General features: G+C 68.8%; 14 protein-coding genes. 6 read left to right on the top strand and 8 right to left on the bottom strand.

Annotated features, from left to right (window positions below; translation table 11 throughout):
- The first annotated feature begins 33 nt into the window (after positions 1–33).
- From SD37_RS09140 to SD37_RS09130, 3 genes are all read left to right on the top strand, one after another.
- The gene (locus tag SD37_RS09140) at positions 34–975 is read left to right on the top strand and encodes an NADP-dependent oxidoreductase (protein ID WP_044852682.1); all 942 of its coding nucleotides are present in this window, start codon (positions 34–36) and stop codon (positions 973–975) included.
- A gap of 58 nt (positions 976–1,033) precedes the next feature.
- Positions 1,034–2,161 (top strand): hypothetical protein, encoded by a 1,128-nt coding sequence (locus tag SD37_RS09135; RefSeq protein WP_044852681.1) that lies wholly within the window; start codon positions 1,034–1,036, stop codon positions 2,159–2,161.
- Between the two features lie 100 nt (positions 2,162–2,261).
- A complete protein-coding gene (locus SD37_RS09130) occupies positions 2,262–3,143 on the top strand; it encodes a nuclear transport factor 2 family protein (protein ID WP_044852680.1) in 882 nt (293 codons plus the stop codon).
- 8 nt (positions 3,144–3,151) lie between these two features.
- Here the strand turns inward: SD37_RS09130 and SD37_RS09125 are convergent, their stop codons facing one another.
- From SD37_RS09125 to SD37_RS09110, 4 genes are all read right to left on the bottom strand, one after another.
- Positions 3,152–3,415: a DUF397 domain-containing protein gene (locus tag SD37_RS09125; RefSeq protein ID WP_044852839.1), complete on the bottom strand. Its 264-nt coding sequence runs from the start codon at positions 3,413–3,415 to the stop codon at positions 3,152–3,154.
- Positions 3,416–3,490: 75 nt separating this feature from the next.
- Complete coding sequence (gene ilvC, locus SD37_RS09120) at positions 3,491–4,504, bottom strand: ketol-acid reductoisomerase (RefSeq protein ID WP_037304787.1); 1,014 nt, start codon at positions 4,502–4,504, stop codon at positions 3,491–3,493.
- 42 nt (positions 4,505–4,546) lie between these two features.
- Positions 4,547–5,053, bottom strand: coding sequence for an acetolactate synthase small subunit (gene ilvN / locus SD37_RS09115; RefSeq protein WP_034315713.1), 507 nt, complete (start codon positions 5,051–5,053; stop codon positions 4,547–4,549).
- Positions 5,050–6,924, bottom strand: coding sequence for an acetolactate synthase large subunit (locus SD37_RS09110; protein ID WP_044852679.1), 1,875 nt, complete (start codon positions 6,922–6,924; stop codon positions 5,050–5,052). The genes ilvN and SD37_RS09110 overlap by 4 nt, the downstream gene beginning before the upstream one ends.
- A 321-nt stretch (positions 6,925–7,245) precedes the next feature.
- Between SD37_RS09110 and SD37_RS09105 the strand changes: the two genes are divergently transcribed.
- Both SD37_RS09105 and ilvD read left to right on the top strand, forming a co-directional pair.
- Entirely contained in the window at positions 7,246–7,716 is a 471-nt protein-coding gene (locus SD37_RS09105) for a PH domain-containing protein (protein WP_044852678.1), read from the top strand.
- 71 nt (positions 7,717–7,787) lie between these two features.
- The gene (ilvD, locus tag SD37_RS09100; RefSeq protein ID WP_044852677.1) at positions 7,788–9,632 is read left to right on the top strand and encodes a dihydroxy-acid dehydratase; all 1,845 of its coding nucleotides are present in this window, start codon (positions 7,788–7,790) and stop codon (positions 9,630–9,632) included.
- A 134-nt stretch (positions 9,633–9,766) separates the two neighbouring features.
- Here the strand turns inward: ilvD and SD37_RS09095 are convergent, their stop codons facing one another.
- The 3 genes from SD37_RS09095 to SD37_RS09085 form a co-directional block, all read right to left on the bottom strand.
- The gene (locus SD37_RS09095) at positions 9,767–10,309 is read right to left on the bottom strand and encodes a DoxX family protein (RefSeq protein ID WP_044852838.1); all 543 of its coding nucleotides are present in this window, start codon (positions 10,307–10,309) and stop codon (positions 9,767–9,769) included.
- A gap of 89 nt (positions 10,310–10,398) precedes the next feature.
- Complete coding sequence (locus SD37_RS09090) at positions 10,399–11,223, bottom strand: DUF72 domain-containing protein (protein ID WP_044852837.1); 825 nt, start codon at positions 11,221–11,223, stop codon at positions 10,399–10,401.
- 42 nt (positions 11,224–11,265) lie between these two features.
- Positions 11,266–12,171 (bottom strand): 2-hydroxyacid dehydrogenase, encoded by a 906-nt coding sequence (locus SD37_RS09085; RefSeq protein WP_044852836.1) that lies wholly within the window; start codon positions 12,169–12,171, stop codon positions 11,266–11,268.
- Positions 12,172–12,233: 62 nt separating this feature from the next.
- On the opposite strand from SD37_RS09085, the gene SD37_RS09080 reads away from it, so the two are divergent.
- Entirely contained in the window at positions 12,234–13,460 is a 1,227-nt protein-coding gene (locus SD37_RS09080; RefSeq protein WP_044852676.1) for a PQQ-dependent sugar dehydrogenase, read from the top strand.
- 44 nt (positions 13,461–13,504) lie between these two features.
- Here the strand turns inward: SD37_RS09080 and SD37_RS09075 are convergent, their stop codons facing one another.
- A complete protein-coding gene (locus tag SD37_RS09075) occupies positions 13,505–14,905 on the bottom strand; it encodes an alpha/beta hydrolase family protein (RefSeq protein WP_044852675.1) in 1,401 nt (466 codons plus the stop codon).
- Between the last annotated feature and the right edge of the window lie 22 nt (positions 14,906–14,927).

Here is a 14,927-nt window from a genome sequence, read left to right as displayed (position 1 = left end):
GCCGAAGTACGACGCCCGCCGAACAATGGGCCCATGCGAGCCATCAGCCAGAACCGCCTCGGCGGACCCGAAGTCCTCGAACTCGTCGACGTCGAGCGACCCGTCCCCGGCCCGACCCAGATCCTGGTCCGGGTACACGCCGCCGGCGTCAACCCGGTCGACTGGAAGACCCGCGAGACCGGCGGGATCGGCCCGATGGGCGACCCGCCGTTCATCCTCGGCTGGGACGTTTCCGGCGTGGTCGAGGAGGTCGGCGCGGGCGCGTCCCTGTTCTCCCCCGGCGACGAGGTCTTCGGCATGCCGTCGTTCCCGTTCCAGGCCGGGGCCTACGCCGAGTACGTCGCCGCGCCGAGCCGCCACTTCGCGCGTAAACCGTCCACTTTGGACCACGTACACGCGGCCGCGGTCCCGCTCGCGGGGCTCACAGTCTGGCAGAGTCTCGTCGACACGGCGGACATCCAGCCGGGACAACGGGTCCTGATCCACGCGGCGGCGGGCGGGGTCGGTCACCTCGCGGTCCAGATCGCCAAGGCACGCGGGGCGTACGTGATCGGCACGGCCAGCGCGGCCAAGCACGATTTCCTGCGCGGCCTCGGCGCGGACGAACTCATCGACTACCGCACCGCGGATTTCGCCGAGGAGGTCCGCGACGTCGACGTCGTCCTCGACACGATCGGCCTGGAGTACGGGCCGCGGTCGCTCAAGACGCTTCGCCGCGGCGGCAGGCTGATCCAGCTGACCCGCACCATCGACGAGCGGCTGCCCGAACTGGCCGCGGCCGCGGGCGTCATCACCGCGTTCACCCTCGCCGAGCCGGACCGCACCGGCCTGCTGGCACTGACGGAACTGGTCGAAAGCGGACGGCTCAAGCCGACCATCGACACCGTGTTCCGGCTGGAAGAGGCGGCGAAGGCGCAAGAACTCGTGGCCGCGGGCCGGACCACGGGGAAGGTCGTACTCGCCGTCGCCGACTAGGGCCGAGCGTGTACTCGACCTGTACGTTTACTGGACAGGGCAGTGCACGCTCACGAACATGCGAAGTACTGGCGAACAACTCAAACGCGCGGCACTGCACACGCTGTCCGGCGGCTTCATCACCGTGGCCTTCGGCCTGCTGGGAGCCGCGGCCGCCGAAGCCAAGCCGGAACTGATCAATGACGACGGCAAGGTGGTCAAGCTCGCCCCCGATACGGCATCACCACCGCCGGCGGCGGCGGAAGTGCGGCGGTCGGCAACCAACGCCGACGCCCGCGAAGACAGCCCCGCCGCACCCGGACACGCCGACACACCCGAACAAAAGAACGCCCGCCGCCCCTATGAACCACCAAAAGCCGACCAACCCGCACCACCCCCTGTGAAAGCGACGCCACCTCCGGCGACGCAGCCGTTCGTGGGTCCGGTCGGCCCGGGGAAAACCCGGCCGAACGCGCCGGTCCCACCGACGGCCAAACAGAGGGATCATGAAAAGTCGCCCGAGAAGTCGCTTATGCAGAGAATCGTGTCGGACGCCGGTGAGAGCGCCAACCATCCCCTCAAGGTCGGGGCGGCCGCGGCGGGCGGCGTCGCCGACGCTGTGACACATATGGTGAAGACGGCGCCGAGGCACGCTTTACCCGGCGGCCAGAAGGTCAATATCCGGAATCCCTATCTGGAAAAGGTGCGGGCCGAGGCGGCCGCCAGCAGGGCGTATACCGACGAACGGCGCAGCCTGCGCCGTCAACCAGGCGGCATGACCGCCAAAGACCGCGCGCGAGTGAACCGTCTCGACCAGGATGCGCAGAAAGCGGTCGACAACGGCAAGAAAGCGTTCCCGGCGCGGCCGGAGCCGAGCAAAACGGCCAACCTGATCAAGAGCGCGGCGAAAAGGACGCCCGTCGTTTCGCCTCTGATGGCGACCGGCGTCGGTATCTATGAGGCCGCGGTGGAGGGCAAGCCGTGGGATGAGGCGATCGCGGGCGCGATCGGCGCGATCGGCGGCGGTATCGCGGGCGCGGTTGTCGGAGCCCCCGCCGGGCCGCCAGGTGTCGTGGGCGGGTCGATGGCAGGCGGATTCTTCGGGAGCTCCGTAGTCGAAAACCTGTACAAGGAGGCCAAGAAGCAACCCACGGATCCCATGATCTCGCAGGGGATGATCCGCTACGGAATCGGAGGCCGCCGCTAGCCTCGGCGTTGTCCCTCCGGAGCACAGGTAGACAAGTGGAGTCTGCAGTCCGTATCGTCAAGGCGGACTACAGACTCCGTTTGTCTGACTGGGAGGATCCATGACCACACCCCGCGACGTCTTCGACGAGCTTTCCGAACTCGTTACCACCCGACGGTGGGACGAACTGTTCGAGCTCTACGCGGAAGACGCCGTCGTCGAGAATCCCCAGCGCCCGCCCGTGCCGTCCCGGTTCGAAGGTCGCGAGACGCTGCGGAAGATCTTCTCCGGAGGGTTCAACGTCCGCATGGAGCGGGCCGATGTCCTGATTCACGGGACAACCGACCCAGAGGTGATCATCGCCGAGTACCGCAACATCGGCGAAGTACTCGACACCGGGAAATCCTTCGACATCGCCAATGTCCAGGTCCTCCGCGTGCGCGACGGCCTCATCGCCCACTCACGGGACTATCACGACTACCTGCGCCTCACCGCGGCGCGCGAGGGCCTGGAGGAACTGGCGAAGAGCTTCGAAACCGCGGAACGGGAACTGACACCTGTCCCGCCACGGCCCACGTCGACGGCGGATCCGAAGAGCCCTCGCGGGGTTTTCGAGCGGCTCGTCTACGGCGTCGCGGACGGGGCGTGGACTGAGTTGTCGGCGCTCTACGCCGAAGAAACCCATGTGACGCACCCCTTCCTGCCCGGCGCGAAGACGCTGAGGAGCAGGGCGGATCTGCATGAGCATTTCAAGTTCGGCGAGGAGGGCGAGGTCCGCTTCCAGGTCCGGGATCTGGTGATCCACGAAACCCTCGACCCCGAAGTGGTGATCGGCGAGTTCGACTATCAGGGCACGGCGGGCGAAAGCCCGGAATTCCGCGTCTCCAACATTTTCGTGCTGCGCGTACGCGATGGGCTGATCGTCGAATCGCGTGACTACGCCGACCATATCGCCATCGCGGCCGCCACCGGACGCCTGAAGGAACTGTTCGCCCTCGTTTGAGGCGAAAGCTAGCCGGGGAGGTTGAATTCGCCGTCCCGGACGCCTTTCACGAAGGCGTCCCATTCGGCGGGCGTGAACACCAGGACGGTGCCGTCCGGATTCGAGGACTGGCGCATCGCGGTGTAGGTGACGCCGTCGGTGTGCGGCACGAAGGCGTACTCGACGCAGTCGTCGAGGTCGGCGCCTTCCGGCTCCGCCCGGATCCACTTCGCGTCGCTCATGTCCAGTTCGTGCCGGATGTGGGCCTTGTCGTCCACCGGTTGCTTACTCATGGTGTCCACAGTATCGCTTTCCGCTGCGCAAAACGAAGGGGCCCTTCGAGATGAAGGGCCCCTTCGCGGTGACAACTAGGCGGTCTCGGTGATCGGCCGGTCCACCCACGACATCAGGTCGCGCAGCTTCTTGCCGGTCTCCTCGATCGGGTGCTGGTTGCCCTGCTCCTCGAGCTTGGTGAAGTTCGGCCGTCCGGCCTCGTCCTCGGCGACCCATTCGCGGGCGAAGGTGCCGTCCTGGATCTCACCGAGGATCTTCTTCATCTCCTCCTTGACCGCCGGCGAGATGACGCGCGGGCCGCGGGTCAGGTCGCCGTACTCGGCGGTGTCGGAGATCGAGTAGCGCTGGCGCGCGATGCCGCCCTCGTACATGAGGTCGACGATCAGCTTCAGCTCGTGCAGCACCTCGAAGTAGGCGATCTCCGGGGCGTAGCCCGCCTCGGTGAGCACCTCGAAACCGGTCTGCACCAGCGCGGAGGCGCCACCGCAGAGGACGGCCTGCTCGCCGAAGAGGTCGGTCTCGGTCTCCTCGGTGAAGGTCGTCTTGATGACACCCGCGCGGGCGCCACCGATGGCGGCGGCGTAGGACAGCGCGAGCGCCTGGGCGTTGCCTGAGGCGTCCTGCTCGACCGCGATGAGCGCCGGGACGCCCTTGCCGTCGACGAACTGGCGGCGGACCAGGTGGCCCGGGCCCTTCGGGGCGACCATGGCGACGTCCACGTTCGCGGGCGGCTTGATCAGGTCGTAGCGGATGTTGAAGCCGTGGCCGAAGAACAGCGCGTCGCCGTCCTTGAGGTGCGGCTCGATGTCCTTCTCGTAGATGGCGCGCTGCTTGGTGTCGGGCGCGAGGATCATGATCAGGTCGGCTTCGGCGCTGGCCTCGGCCGGGGTGAGCACGCGGAGACCCTGCTCCTCGGCCTTGGCCCGCGACTTCGAGCCCTCGGGCAGGCCGATGCGGACGTCGACGCCGGAGTCGCGCAGGCTGAGCGAGTGCGCGTGGCCCTGGCTGCCGTAGCCGATCACGGCGACCTTGCGACCCTGGATGATCGAAAGGTCCGCGTCGTCGTCGTAAAAGATTTCCACTGCCATGAGGGGTACTACTTCCTTTCCTGACTTACTGACTAAAGACTTCTAACGGGCGGAGGTGGCGGTGATGGACCGGGCGCCCCGGCCGACCGCGACCATTCCGGACTGGACCAGTTCGCGAATGCCATAGGGCTCCAGCATCCGCAGCAGGGCACCGATCTTGTCCGAAGTGCCGGTGGCTTCGACGGTGAGCGCCTCCGGGGACACATCCACCACTTTCGCGCGGAAGAGCTGAACCGTCTCGAGGACCTGGCTGCGCACGGTGTTGTCGGCCCGGACCTTGACGAGCAGCAGTTCGCGCTGCACGGCTGTGGACTTTTCCAGTTCCACGATCTTGATGACGTTGACCAGCTTGTTGAGCTGTTTGGTCACCTGTTCGAGCGGTAGCTCCTCAACGGCGACCACGATCGTCATCCGGGACACCTCGGGATTCTCCGTGGGCCCGACGGCGAGGGATTCGATGTTGAAACCACGCCGGGAGAACAGTCCGGAAACCCGCGCGAGGACACCGGGTTTGTTCTCCACCAGAACGCTCAGGGTGTGCACGCTCATCGGGCGTCTCCTTCTGTGGCGGAGTTCAGCTCTGCCTCGGCGGCGACCTCGTCGTCGTCGAAGAGCGGGCGGATCCCGCGCACGGCCATGATTTCGTCGTTACCGGTGCCCGCGGCCACCATGGGCCACACCTGGGCATCCTTCCCCACCACGAAATCGATCACGACGGGGCGGTCGTTGATCTCCATGGCGCGCCGGATGGTGGCGTCGACGTCCTCCTTGGTCTCGCAGCGGAGCCCGGCGCAGCCGAGCGCCTCCGCGAGCAGGGTGAAGTCGGGGATGCGGTGCTTGTGGGTACCGAGGTCGGTGTTGGAGTACCGCTCCGAGTAGAAGAGGTTCTGCCACTGGCGGACCATGCCCAGGTTGCCGTTGTTGATGACGGCGACCTTGATCGGCGCGCCTTCGATGGCGCAGGTGGCCAGTTCCTGGTTCGTCATCTGGAAGCAGCCGTCGCCGTCGATCGCCCAGACCTGCTTGTCCGGGACGCCGAACTTGGCGCCCATCGCGGCCGGGACGGCGAAGCCCATCGTGCCGAGCCCGCCGGAGTTGATCCAGGTGCGCGGGTTCTCGTACTTCACGAACTGCGCGGCCCACATCTGGTGCTGGCCGACGCCCGCGGTGTAGACCGCGTCCGGGCCGACGAGCGAACCGATGCGCTCGATGACGTACTGCGGCGAAAGGGTTCCGTCCTCGGGCCATTCGTAGCCGGCCGGGTAGTCGTCACGCCAGGAACCGACCTGCGTCCACCAGTCCTTCAGATCCGGCTTCGCGGACTTGTCGGTCTCGGCGCGGACGGCCTCGATCAGCTCGGTGATGATCTCCGCGCAGTCGCCGACGATCGGCACGTCCGCCTTGCGGTTCTTGGAGATCTCCGCCGGGTCGATGTCGGCGTGGACGATGGCGGCGTCCGGGGCGAAGGAGGACAGCTGCCCGGTGACGCGGTCGTCGAAGCGGGCGCCGAGGGCGATCAGCAGATCCGCGCGCTGCATCGCGGCGACGGCGGCGACCGAACCGTGCATCCCCGGCATGCCGAGGTGCTGCGGGTGTGAGTCGGGGAACGCGCCGCGCGCCATCAGCGTGGTGACGACCGGGATCCCGGTCAGCTCCGCCAGTTCCATCAGCTGACGCGAGGCGTCGGCCTTGATCACGCCACCACCGACGTAGAGGACGGGGCGCCGCGACTTGCTGATCAGGCGGGCGGCCTCGCGGACCTGCTTGCCGTGCGGGCGCAGCGTGGGCCGGTAGCCCGGCAGCCGCATCTCCGTCGGCCACGAGAAGGAGGTCATCTCCTGGAGGACGTCCTTGGGGATGTCCACCAGGACCGGGCCGGGGCGGCCGGTCGAGGCGAGGTGGAAGGCCTCCGCGATGGTGCGCGGGATGTCGATGGGGTCGGTGACCAGGAAGTTGTGCTTCGTGATCGGCATCGTGATGCCGCAGATGTCGGCTTCCTGGAAGGCGTCCGTGCCGATCAGCGCGCGGGACTGCTGACCGGTGATGGCGACCACCGGGACCGAGTCCATGTTCGCGTCGGCCAGCGGGGTGACCAGGTTGGTCGCGCCGGGACCCGATGTGGCCATGCACACCCCGACCTTGCCGGTGGCCTGCGCGTAGCCGGTCGCGGCGTGGCCGGCGCCCTGTTCGTGGCGGACCAGGACGTGGCGGACCTTCGTCGAGTCGAGCAACGGGTCGTACGCCGGGAGAATGGTGCCGCCGGGAATACCGAACACGACTTCGGCGCCCACCGCCTCGAGCGAACGGACGAGCGACTGCGCGCCCGTGACCCGCACCGGGGTCCCGGCGGGCGGCGCCGGCTTGGGTCGTGCTCCGGCGGTACCGGAGTTCGCATCAGCTCGCGAGGTGGCACTAGTCATCGCTGTTTGCCTCGTCTTGTCTAGTCACTCGTTCGGGTATTCATTGGCTGGTTCGGCGATTGAAATTGTTCCAGGCAACAAAAAACCCCCGCCGACCGGAGTGGTCGCACGAGGGTCGCGCGTCGACGCAGCGGAGACTTCCCTAAGCGTCGACGCGCTTGGGAAGTACGAGGCCGGTCTGCGTTGTCACGAGAGTGAAGCTAGTCGGTCGCCGTCAAGAGTGTCAACTCTGCGGGACGGCGATTCCGCATGCTGGACACCTCGGGGGCGTGGCGCGACCCGCGTTCGAGGCCCGGAAGGCGGCGGTGCACCATCTTTGACGTGGCAGAAGAAAAGCAGCGGGAACAGGCGAACGAGGACCGCAAGGCCGTCTTCAAGATCCCGAACACGGCGTTGCTGGCGATCGCTTTCCTCGTCGTCTGTGTGACGCCTGTCGCGTTCGGCGACGTGCCGTACCTCCAATGGCTCTACCTCTTTCCCATCGCGCTGGCGGTGTTCGTGATCCGGACCCGCACGACCGCGACGGCGAAGGGACTGGAAGTCCGCACGATGTTCGGGCGGCGGGACTTGCCGTGGACCGCCCTCAAGGGCCTCGCCATCACCGACAAGGCGAAGGTGCAGGCGGTGCTGAAGGACGAGACCAAGGTCGCCCTCCCCGCCGTGCGCACCCGTCATCTTCCGGTGATCTCGCTGGTCAGCGCGGGCCGGATGGCCGATCCTTCCGGGCTGACGGACGACGTCGCCGAGGCCGGGGAGAAGGCTCCGGAAAAGAGCGGGGGTTCCGGGGAGTAGGATTGGTAGGACCAGTTTGGCGCCGGTTCGCCCGGCAGCGCCTGGTCCCCTCTCACACCTTGGAGTCAGCCGTGCCTCAACTCCGTTCCCGGACCACCACCCACGGCCGCAACGCGGCGGGCGCGCGCTCACTCTGGCGCGCCACCGGGATGACCGACAGCGATTTCGGCAAGCCGATCGTCGCCATCGCGAACTCGTACACCCAGTTCGTGCCGGGACACGTGCACCTCAAGGATCTCGGCGAGATCGTGGCCGACGCGGTGAAGGAGGCGGGCGGCGTCGCCCGCGAGTTCCACACGATCGCCGTCGACGACGGGATCGCCATGGGACACAGCGGAATGCTCTACTCGCTGCCCTCGCGCGAGATCATCGCGGACTCCGTCGAGTACATGGTGAACGCGCACCAGGCCGACGCGCTGGTCTGCATCTCCAACTGCGACAAGATCACCCCGGGCATGCTGAACGCGGCCATGCGGCTGAACATCCCGGTGGTGTTCGTCTCCGGCGGGCCGATGGAGGCGGGCAAGGCCGTGGTCGTCGGCGGGGTCGCGCAGGCGCCCACCGACCTGATCACCGCGATCGCCGCGTCGGCCAGCAGCGAGGTCGACGAGGACGGCCTGTCCATTGTGGAGCGTTCGGCCTGCCCCACCTGCGGTTCGTGTTCGGGGATGTTCACCGCGAACTCGATGAACTGCCTGACCGAGGCGCTCGGGCTCTCCCTGCCGGGCAACGGCTCCACCCTCGCCACGCACGCCGCCCGCCGGGCGCTGTTCTCCGACGCCGGGCGCACGGTCGTCGAACTCTGCAAGCGCTGGTACGAACAGGACGACGAAACCGCGCTCCCGCGCTCGATCGCGTCGAAGAAGGCGTTCGAGAACGCGATGGCCCTCGACATGGCGATGGGCGGTTCGACCAACACGGTGCTGCACATCCTCGCCGCCGCGCAGGAGGGCGAGGTCGACTTCACCATCGACGACATCGACGCCATCGGCCGCCGGGTGCCGTGCCTGTCGAAGGTCGCGCCGAACTCGGACTACCACATGGAGGACGTCCACCGCGCCGGCGGCATCCCGGCCATCCTGGGTGAGCTGTACCGCGGCGGGCTGCTGAACACCGACGTCCACTCCGTGCACTCACCGGACCTCGAATCCTGGCTGTCCACTTGGGACATCCGCGCGAAGGAACCGTCGGCGCGGGCGATCGAGCTGTTCCACGCGGCGCCCGGCGGGGTCCGGACCACGGAGGCGTTCTCCACCGAGAACCGCTGGTCCTCTTTGGACACCGACGCCGAGAACGGCTGCATCCACGACGTCGAGCACGCCTACACCAAGGACGGCGGGCTCGCGATCCTGCGCGGGAACCTCGCCGAGAACGGCGCGGTCATCAAATCCGCGGGCATCGACGAGGAACTCTGGCATTTCGAGGGCCCGGCGCGGGTGCTGGAAAGCCAGGAGGAGGCGGTTTCGGCCATCCTCAAGAAGGAGATCCAGCCCGGTGAGGTGCTGGTGATCCGGTACGAAGGGCCGGCGGGCGGCCCCGGGATGCAGGAGATGCTGCACCCGACCGCGTTCCTCAAGGGCTCGGGCCTCGGCAAGAAATGCGCGCTGATCACCGACGGCCGGTTCTCCGGCGGTTCGTCGGGCATCTCGGTCGGGCACATCTCGCCCGAGGCCGCCGCGGGCGGGACGATCGGCCTGGTCCAGAACGGCGACCGGATCCTGCTCGACGTCCACGAGCGCCGTCTCGAACTGCTCGTCGATGAGGACGTCCTCGCGGAGCGGCGCGCGAAGATGGAGGCGAGCGAGCGGCCTTGGCAGCCGGTCTCCCGGAACCGGCCGATCACCGCCGCACTGCGGGCCTACGCGCGGATGGCGACTTCCGCCGACACCGGCGCCGTGCGCGACCCGAACAAGTAAGCCGGTACTCGGTACATCCGGCTGCCATGAAAGGTCCTTTCCTTGCAAATTTTGCAAGGAAAGGACCTTTCATGGCACGCGCGGTGGGCGGAACGAGCGCATTTAATCCTCTGGATGCGGCTCGTTCAGAAGCCTCAGCGGCACAGGACGATCACCACGACCGAAGCCGCGGCCGTCAGCAGGAGCCCGATCAGCCCGAACGAAAGCGGCCGCTTCCGCCACGGCGTGTTGACGTCCAGCGAGATCCGCCCGGCGCCCGCGAGCAGGACGGTCAGCGAAGCCGCGCCCAGCAGGAGTTCGAACTCGAAGCCCTGCCCCTCCTTCTGGAAGAACCCGCCGCCGAACTTCACGAACACGATGTTCGCGCACACCCCGAGCAGCGCCGCGGCGCCGACCGGGGTGAACAGGCCCACCAGGACGAGCGCGCCGCCGAGCACCTCGCTGATCCCGGTGATCCACGAAAGCAGCGTGGTCTGGCTGGTGTACCCGAAGTTGCCGAGCACCCTGGCGAAGCCGCCGACCCCGGGCCCGCCGAAAGCGCCGAAGAGGTGCTGGAGCCCGTGCGCGCCCATGGTCACGCCGAGCACGACCCGCAGGACGAGCAGACCGAGATCGATCCCGCCCCTGGTCTCCACCGGGTTCGGGCCGCCGTCGGGGTCGGCCACGTCCGAGATCATGCTGGTCTGGTAGTCATCGCTCACGCGCGAAGGGTAGGGGAAACAGGCCCGTCAGGCGACCGAGACGCGGCGCGATCCGGCGTGACGACTCAGAACAGGGTCGCCGGCCCGACCGGTTCGGGCTCGGGTAGCGGGTCGAGGCCGGGCACCAGGGCCCGCACGTCGTCGTGGAACCGGCGGGCGAGCGCCGGGGCGTCGTCGTTGTCGGGGGTGTGCACGAAGATCGTCGGCGACCGGCCCTCGCGCAGCCATCCGGCGGCCACCTCAGTCCACGGCCGCCACCCCTCGACGGTCTCCTCGACCGAGTCCCTGCCCAGGTAGCGCACGATCGGCCGGTCGGTCAGCGCCCGCGTCCGGCGCGGCAGCCGGGGTTTCTTGGACCAGGTCTCCCGTTCGATCTCGCTGGTCGGCGGGCGCTGGAAGAAGACCGTGGTGTCGAACGGCACCCACTCGGTGCTCACGGCGGCGAGGGTCCGCTCCAGCACCGAAGTCGACTGGGCGTCGGTGTAGAAGCCGGGATGACGCACCTCCACGGCGCGCCGGACGCCCACGGGGAGACGGCGCAGGAAACGCCCGAGCGTGTCCACGTCCGACGGGCCGAACGAGGCGGGCAACTGGGTCCACAGGACCGCCCGGTCGCCGAGTGGTTCGACCGCGTCCAGGAACGCCCGCATCTCGGTCTCGACACCGGTGAGCCGTCGCTCGTGCGTGACGGTCTTGGGCAGCTTGACCACGAACCGGAAGCCGGGGCCGGTCTGCCGCGCCCATGTCGCGACGGTGTCCCTGGCCGGGGGCGCGTAGAAGGTGGTGTTGCCCTCGACCGCGTTGCACCAGCCGGCGTAGGCCCGCAGCCGCTCCCCGGTGGGCAGCGATCGCGGCAGGAACCGCCCGGCCCACGCCTTGTGCGTCCACATCGCGCAGCCGACATGAAGATCCGCCACGCCCGTCACCCCCGTTCAGTACTCGCCATGGACCAGGTTCTTCGGCAGCTCTCCACTCAGATAGTGGCTCAGTTCCCGGGCCACCACCGCGTAGGCGCGCTGCCGCACCCCGCTCACCGCGCCGCCGACATGCGGCGTCAACAGCAGTCCCGGCACCTCCCAGAGCGGATGGTCCTCGGGCAGCGGCTCGGGATCGGTGACGTCGAGGGCGGCGCGGAGGCGGCCGGAAGCCAGTTCGGCGACGAGCGCGTCGGTGTTCACGACCGGCCCCCGCGACACGTTGACGAGGATCGCCCCGTCCGGCATCGCGGCCAGGAACTCCGCGTCGACCAGGCCGCGGGTGTGCTGGGTGAGCGGCACCATCAGGACCGTGACGTCGTGCTCGGGCAGCAGGCCGGGAAGTTCGGCGACGCCGTGCACACCCTCGCGAGCGGTCGTGCCGACCATCGTGCAGCGCACGTCGAACGTCTCCAGCCGACGGCGCAGATGCCTGCCGAGGTCGCCGGCCCCGATGATGAGCGCCCGCTTGCCCTGCAGGGTGTCGGTGGTCCGGCGTTCCCACCGGCGCTGTCGCTGGCCGTCGGAGAAATCGTGGAGACCGCGGTAGATCGCCAGGAGGACGGCGACGACCCACTCCGCCGAACTGCCGCCGTGCGCGCCGCGGCAGGTCGACAGCAGGACACCGTCCGGCATCTTGCCGATCCAGTCCTCGGCCCCGGCCACCAGCAACTGCACGAGTTTGACGTTGGGCAGGGCGCGCCACAGTTCCTCGCTGGGCCGGTCACCGGTCACGAGGACCTCGGCCTCGGCGGCTTCGGCGGGCGCGGGCTCTCCCCGGCGGTACACCACCGGACGCACGCCCTCGATCTCCGAAAGCGCGGCCACACCCTCTTCGTCGGGCACCAGGACGGTAACGGTCATGATCACCACGGTATCCAGTGCCGCTTACCCGTGGCTCACGCGTGCCCACCTAGGCTGGACCCGTGCGTACCCGGTACCGGCGGAAATGGACTTCGCCGCTGGCTCTGCTGGCCTGCGGCGCGCTTCTGCTTTCCGGCTGCGCCAAATTCGACAATACGGCCGCCGGGCAGAACTTCACCCCGGTGAACCCGCCATCCCCCGAGGTCCCGCCGCAGGTCGGCCCCGGTGGCGAGGCGGGCGATTCCGGCCCCGGCCGCGGCAACGGCGGCTCCAACCAGACCCCGACGCCGGTACCGCCGCCGCAGGGCTGCAAGGACTTCGACAAGGCGGTCCTCGCGACCTGCCTGGACACCGTCGCCGCCGTCGCCGGGATTCCCGGTGACGGCAGCGCGCCCAGCGCCCTCGCCGGTGAACGCAAGAGCGGCCGGATCCTGCTCGCGGCCGCGGAGAAGGAGCCGGCGGCCTGGGCGACGATCCCCGTCGACGGCTCCGGCGACGGTGGGCTCACCTCGCTCGCGGTGTCCCCCGGCTTCGCGGAAGATCAGCTCGTCTTCGCCTACATCACCACCCCGGCCGACAACCGGGTCGTCCGGCTGGCGAAGGGGCAGGCGCCGAAACCGGTGCTGACCGGCATCCCCAAGGGCCCCACCGGCAACCGCGGCGCGATCGGCACCGACGGCAAGGGCGCGCTCCTGGTCGCCACCGGTGACGCGGGCAACCCCGGACTGGCGGCCGATCCCGCGTCGCTCGCCGGGAAGGTCCTGCGCATCGACACCTCCGGCAAACCGGCGCCGGGCAACCCGACGGCGGGTTCGGCGGTCTTCTCGACCGGCGTCCACTCCCCCGGCGGATTGTGCCGCGATCAGGCCGGTTCCCGCCTCTGGCTGACCGACAGGCTGGCGGACAAGGACGTCGTCTACCGCCTGAGTGCCGGCCAGCCGCTCACCACCCCGGCGTGGAGCTGGACCGACAAGCCCGGTGTGGCGGGCTGCGCGGACTTCGTCGGCGCTGTCGGCTATCTGTACGTGACGACGTCGATCGCGGGGAACCTGCAGAACCTGCCGGTCACCCCGGACGGCGCGGTGACCGGCAAACCCAGCCTCTCCCTGGACGGCAAGACCGGGAAGCCGCCGAAGACCTTCGGCCGCCTGGCCGGTATGAGCATGATCAGCCCGCAGCTCGCGGTGGCCGGAACCGTCAACAAGGACGGCGGCGCGCCGGTGTCGAGTGACGACCGCGTGGTCCTCATCTCGCCGACCATCGGCCGCAGCGGCGGCGGCAAGGACTGAGCGACCCTCCCCGCGCATCCAGAGGACTGAACGCGGGGGCGCGGTCAGGTGGTCGGCCGCGGGAACTCCGGCGGGGTGAACCGCACGAACGCCGGTGCCATCGGCTTCTCGTCGAAGTTCTCGCTGAACAGCTCCGGGACCAGCCGGTAATCGGGACCGAGTCCGTTCGCCGCGGCGTTGAGCGGACGCGGGCCGGTGGACGGCCAACGTCCACTGTCCACACGGGACACCAGGGTGCGCAGCAGGACGATCTCCTCCGCGGCGTTGAACGAACAGTGGCCGCCCCGCTCGACGTAGGTCCGGCGCAGCCGCTCCGGATCACCGTTCCGGCGGACCTGGTCGGCGTACCAGCGGGTCTGATCCGAAACGGCGCCGCCGTCACCGGTGGTGTGCACGGTCAGCACGGGTGACGGCGTGGTGCCCGCGGCCACGGCGTGGCGCCGCAGGTAGGCCTCCGCCGCCGGATCCGCGGAGATCCTCGGCGCCGCGGCGAGCCGGTCGAGGTCGGCCGCCAGCTCCACGCCACCGGCCTGCCGGTAGGCGTGCCGGACAAGGTCGCGCCGGGCGGAGCCGTCGAGCATGCGACGGTAGTCGATCCCGGTGTTCCACGAGGGGTTCCCGCCGGCCCGGCGCTCGATTTCGGCACGTGCCGCCGGGCCGTACCCGTTCACGTAGGCCGCGGTGACCCAGATCGCCTGCTGGGCGAGCCGGTCCGACGGCGCGGACGGCTCCGGCTGGTGCGCGAAGACCCAGCCCGGGATGTTGCCGAGTGCCCCGGCCAGCGCGATCCGGGCGCGTCCCGAGTCGGTCTTCTGTGCTTCCGCCACGATCGCCGACAGCGCGGCCTGGGCGGCTTCGGGGTCGCGCGGCCTGACCAGGTCGATGTCCGCGTCCGGCGCCAGGAGGGTCTTGAGGACGAAGAGCATGTCCAGCGCGCTGTTCCAGGTGCCGTTCGCGTCGTATTCGCCACACTGCGTCAGCACGCCGTCGAAACGTCCGGGGTTGTCCTCGGCCAGCTTCAGTGAGATCACCGCGCCCATGGACATCCCGCTGGTGATGGTCCGCCGCGGCTTCCCCACGTTGGCCTGGAACCAGTCCAGCAACGCGACCTGGTCGATGAGCGCCTCCTCGATGACGTACCCGAACACGCCCTTGTAGTTCGACGCGGCGAGCGCGTAGCCCTGATCGAGCAGCCAAGCCTCGGTCTCCGGCCGGGTGGCCAGCTGGATCCGCTCCGGCGGCCATTCCTTCACATAGAGCCCGTGGCTGTACAGCACCAGCGTGCCGTTCCAGCGTTTCGGCACTTTGACCAGGTATCTCGCGCCGTCGATCGTTCCTTCGTGTGTTCGCCACGGCTCCTTCGCGGCAGCAGGGGCCGCGGTCAGCGCGCTGCCGAGAAGGAGCGTGACGAGGACGGTGACGAAAGTCTTCAGCGATCGGTTCATGAACCCATGATATGTGACCAAA

Origin of the sequence: Amycolatopsis orientalis (genome assembly GCF_000943515.2) — a bacterium.
Classification (GTDB): domain Bacteria; phylum Actinomycetota; class Actinomycetes; order Mycobacteriales; family Pseudonocardiaceae; genus Amycolatopsis; species Amycolatopsis orientalis.
The sequence above is the reverse complement of the archived record's forward strand: the minus strand, read 5'-3'. Positions and strand labels throughout refer to the sequence as shown.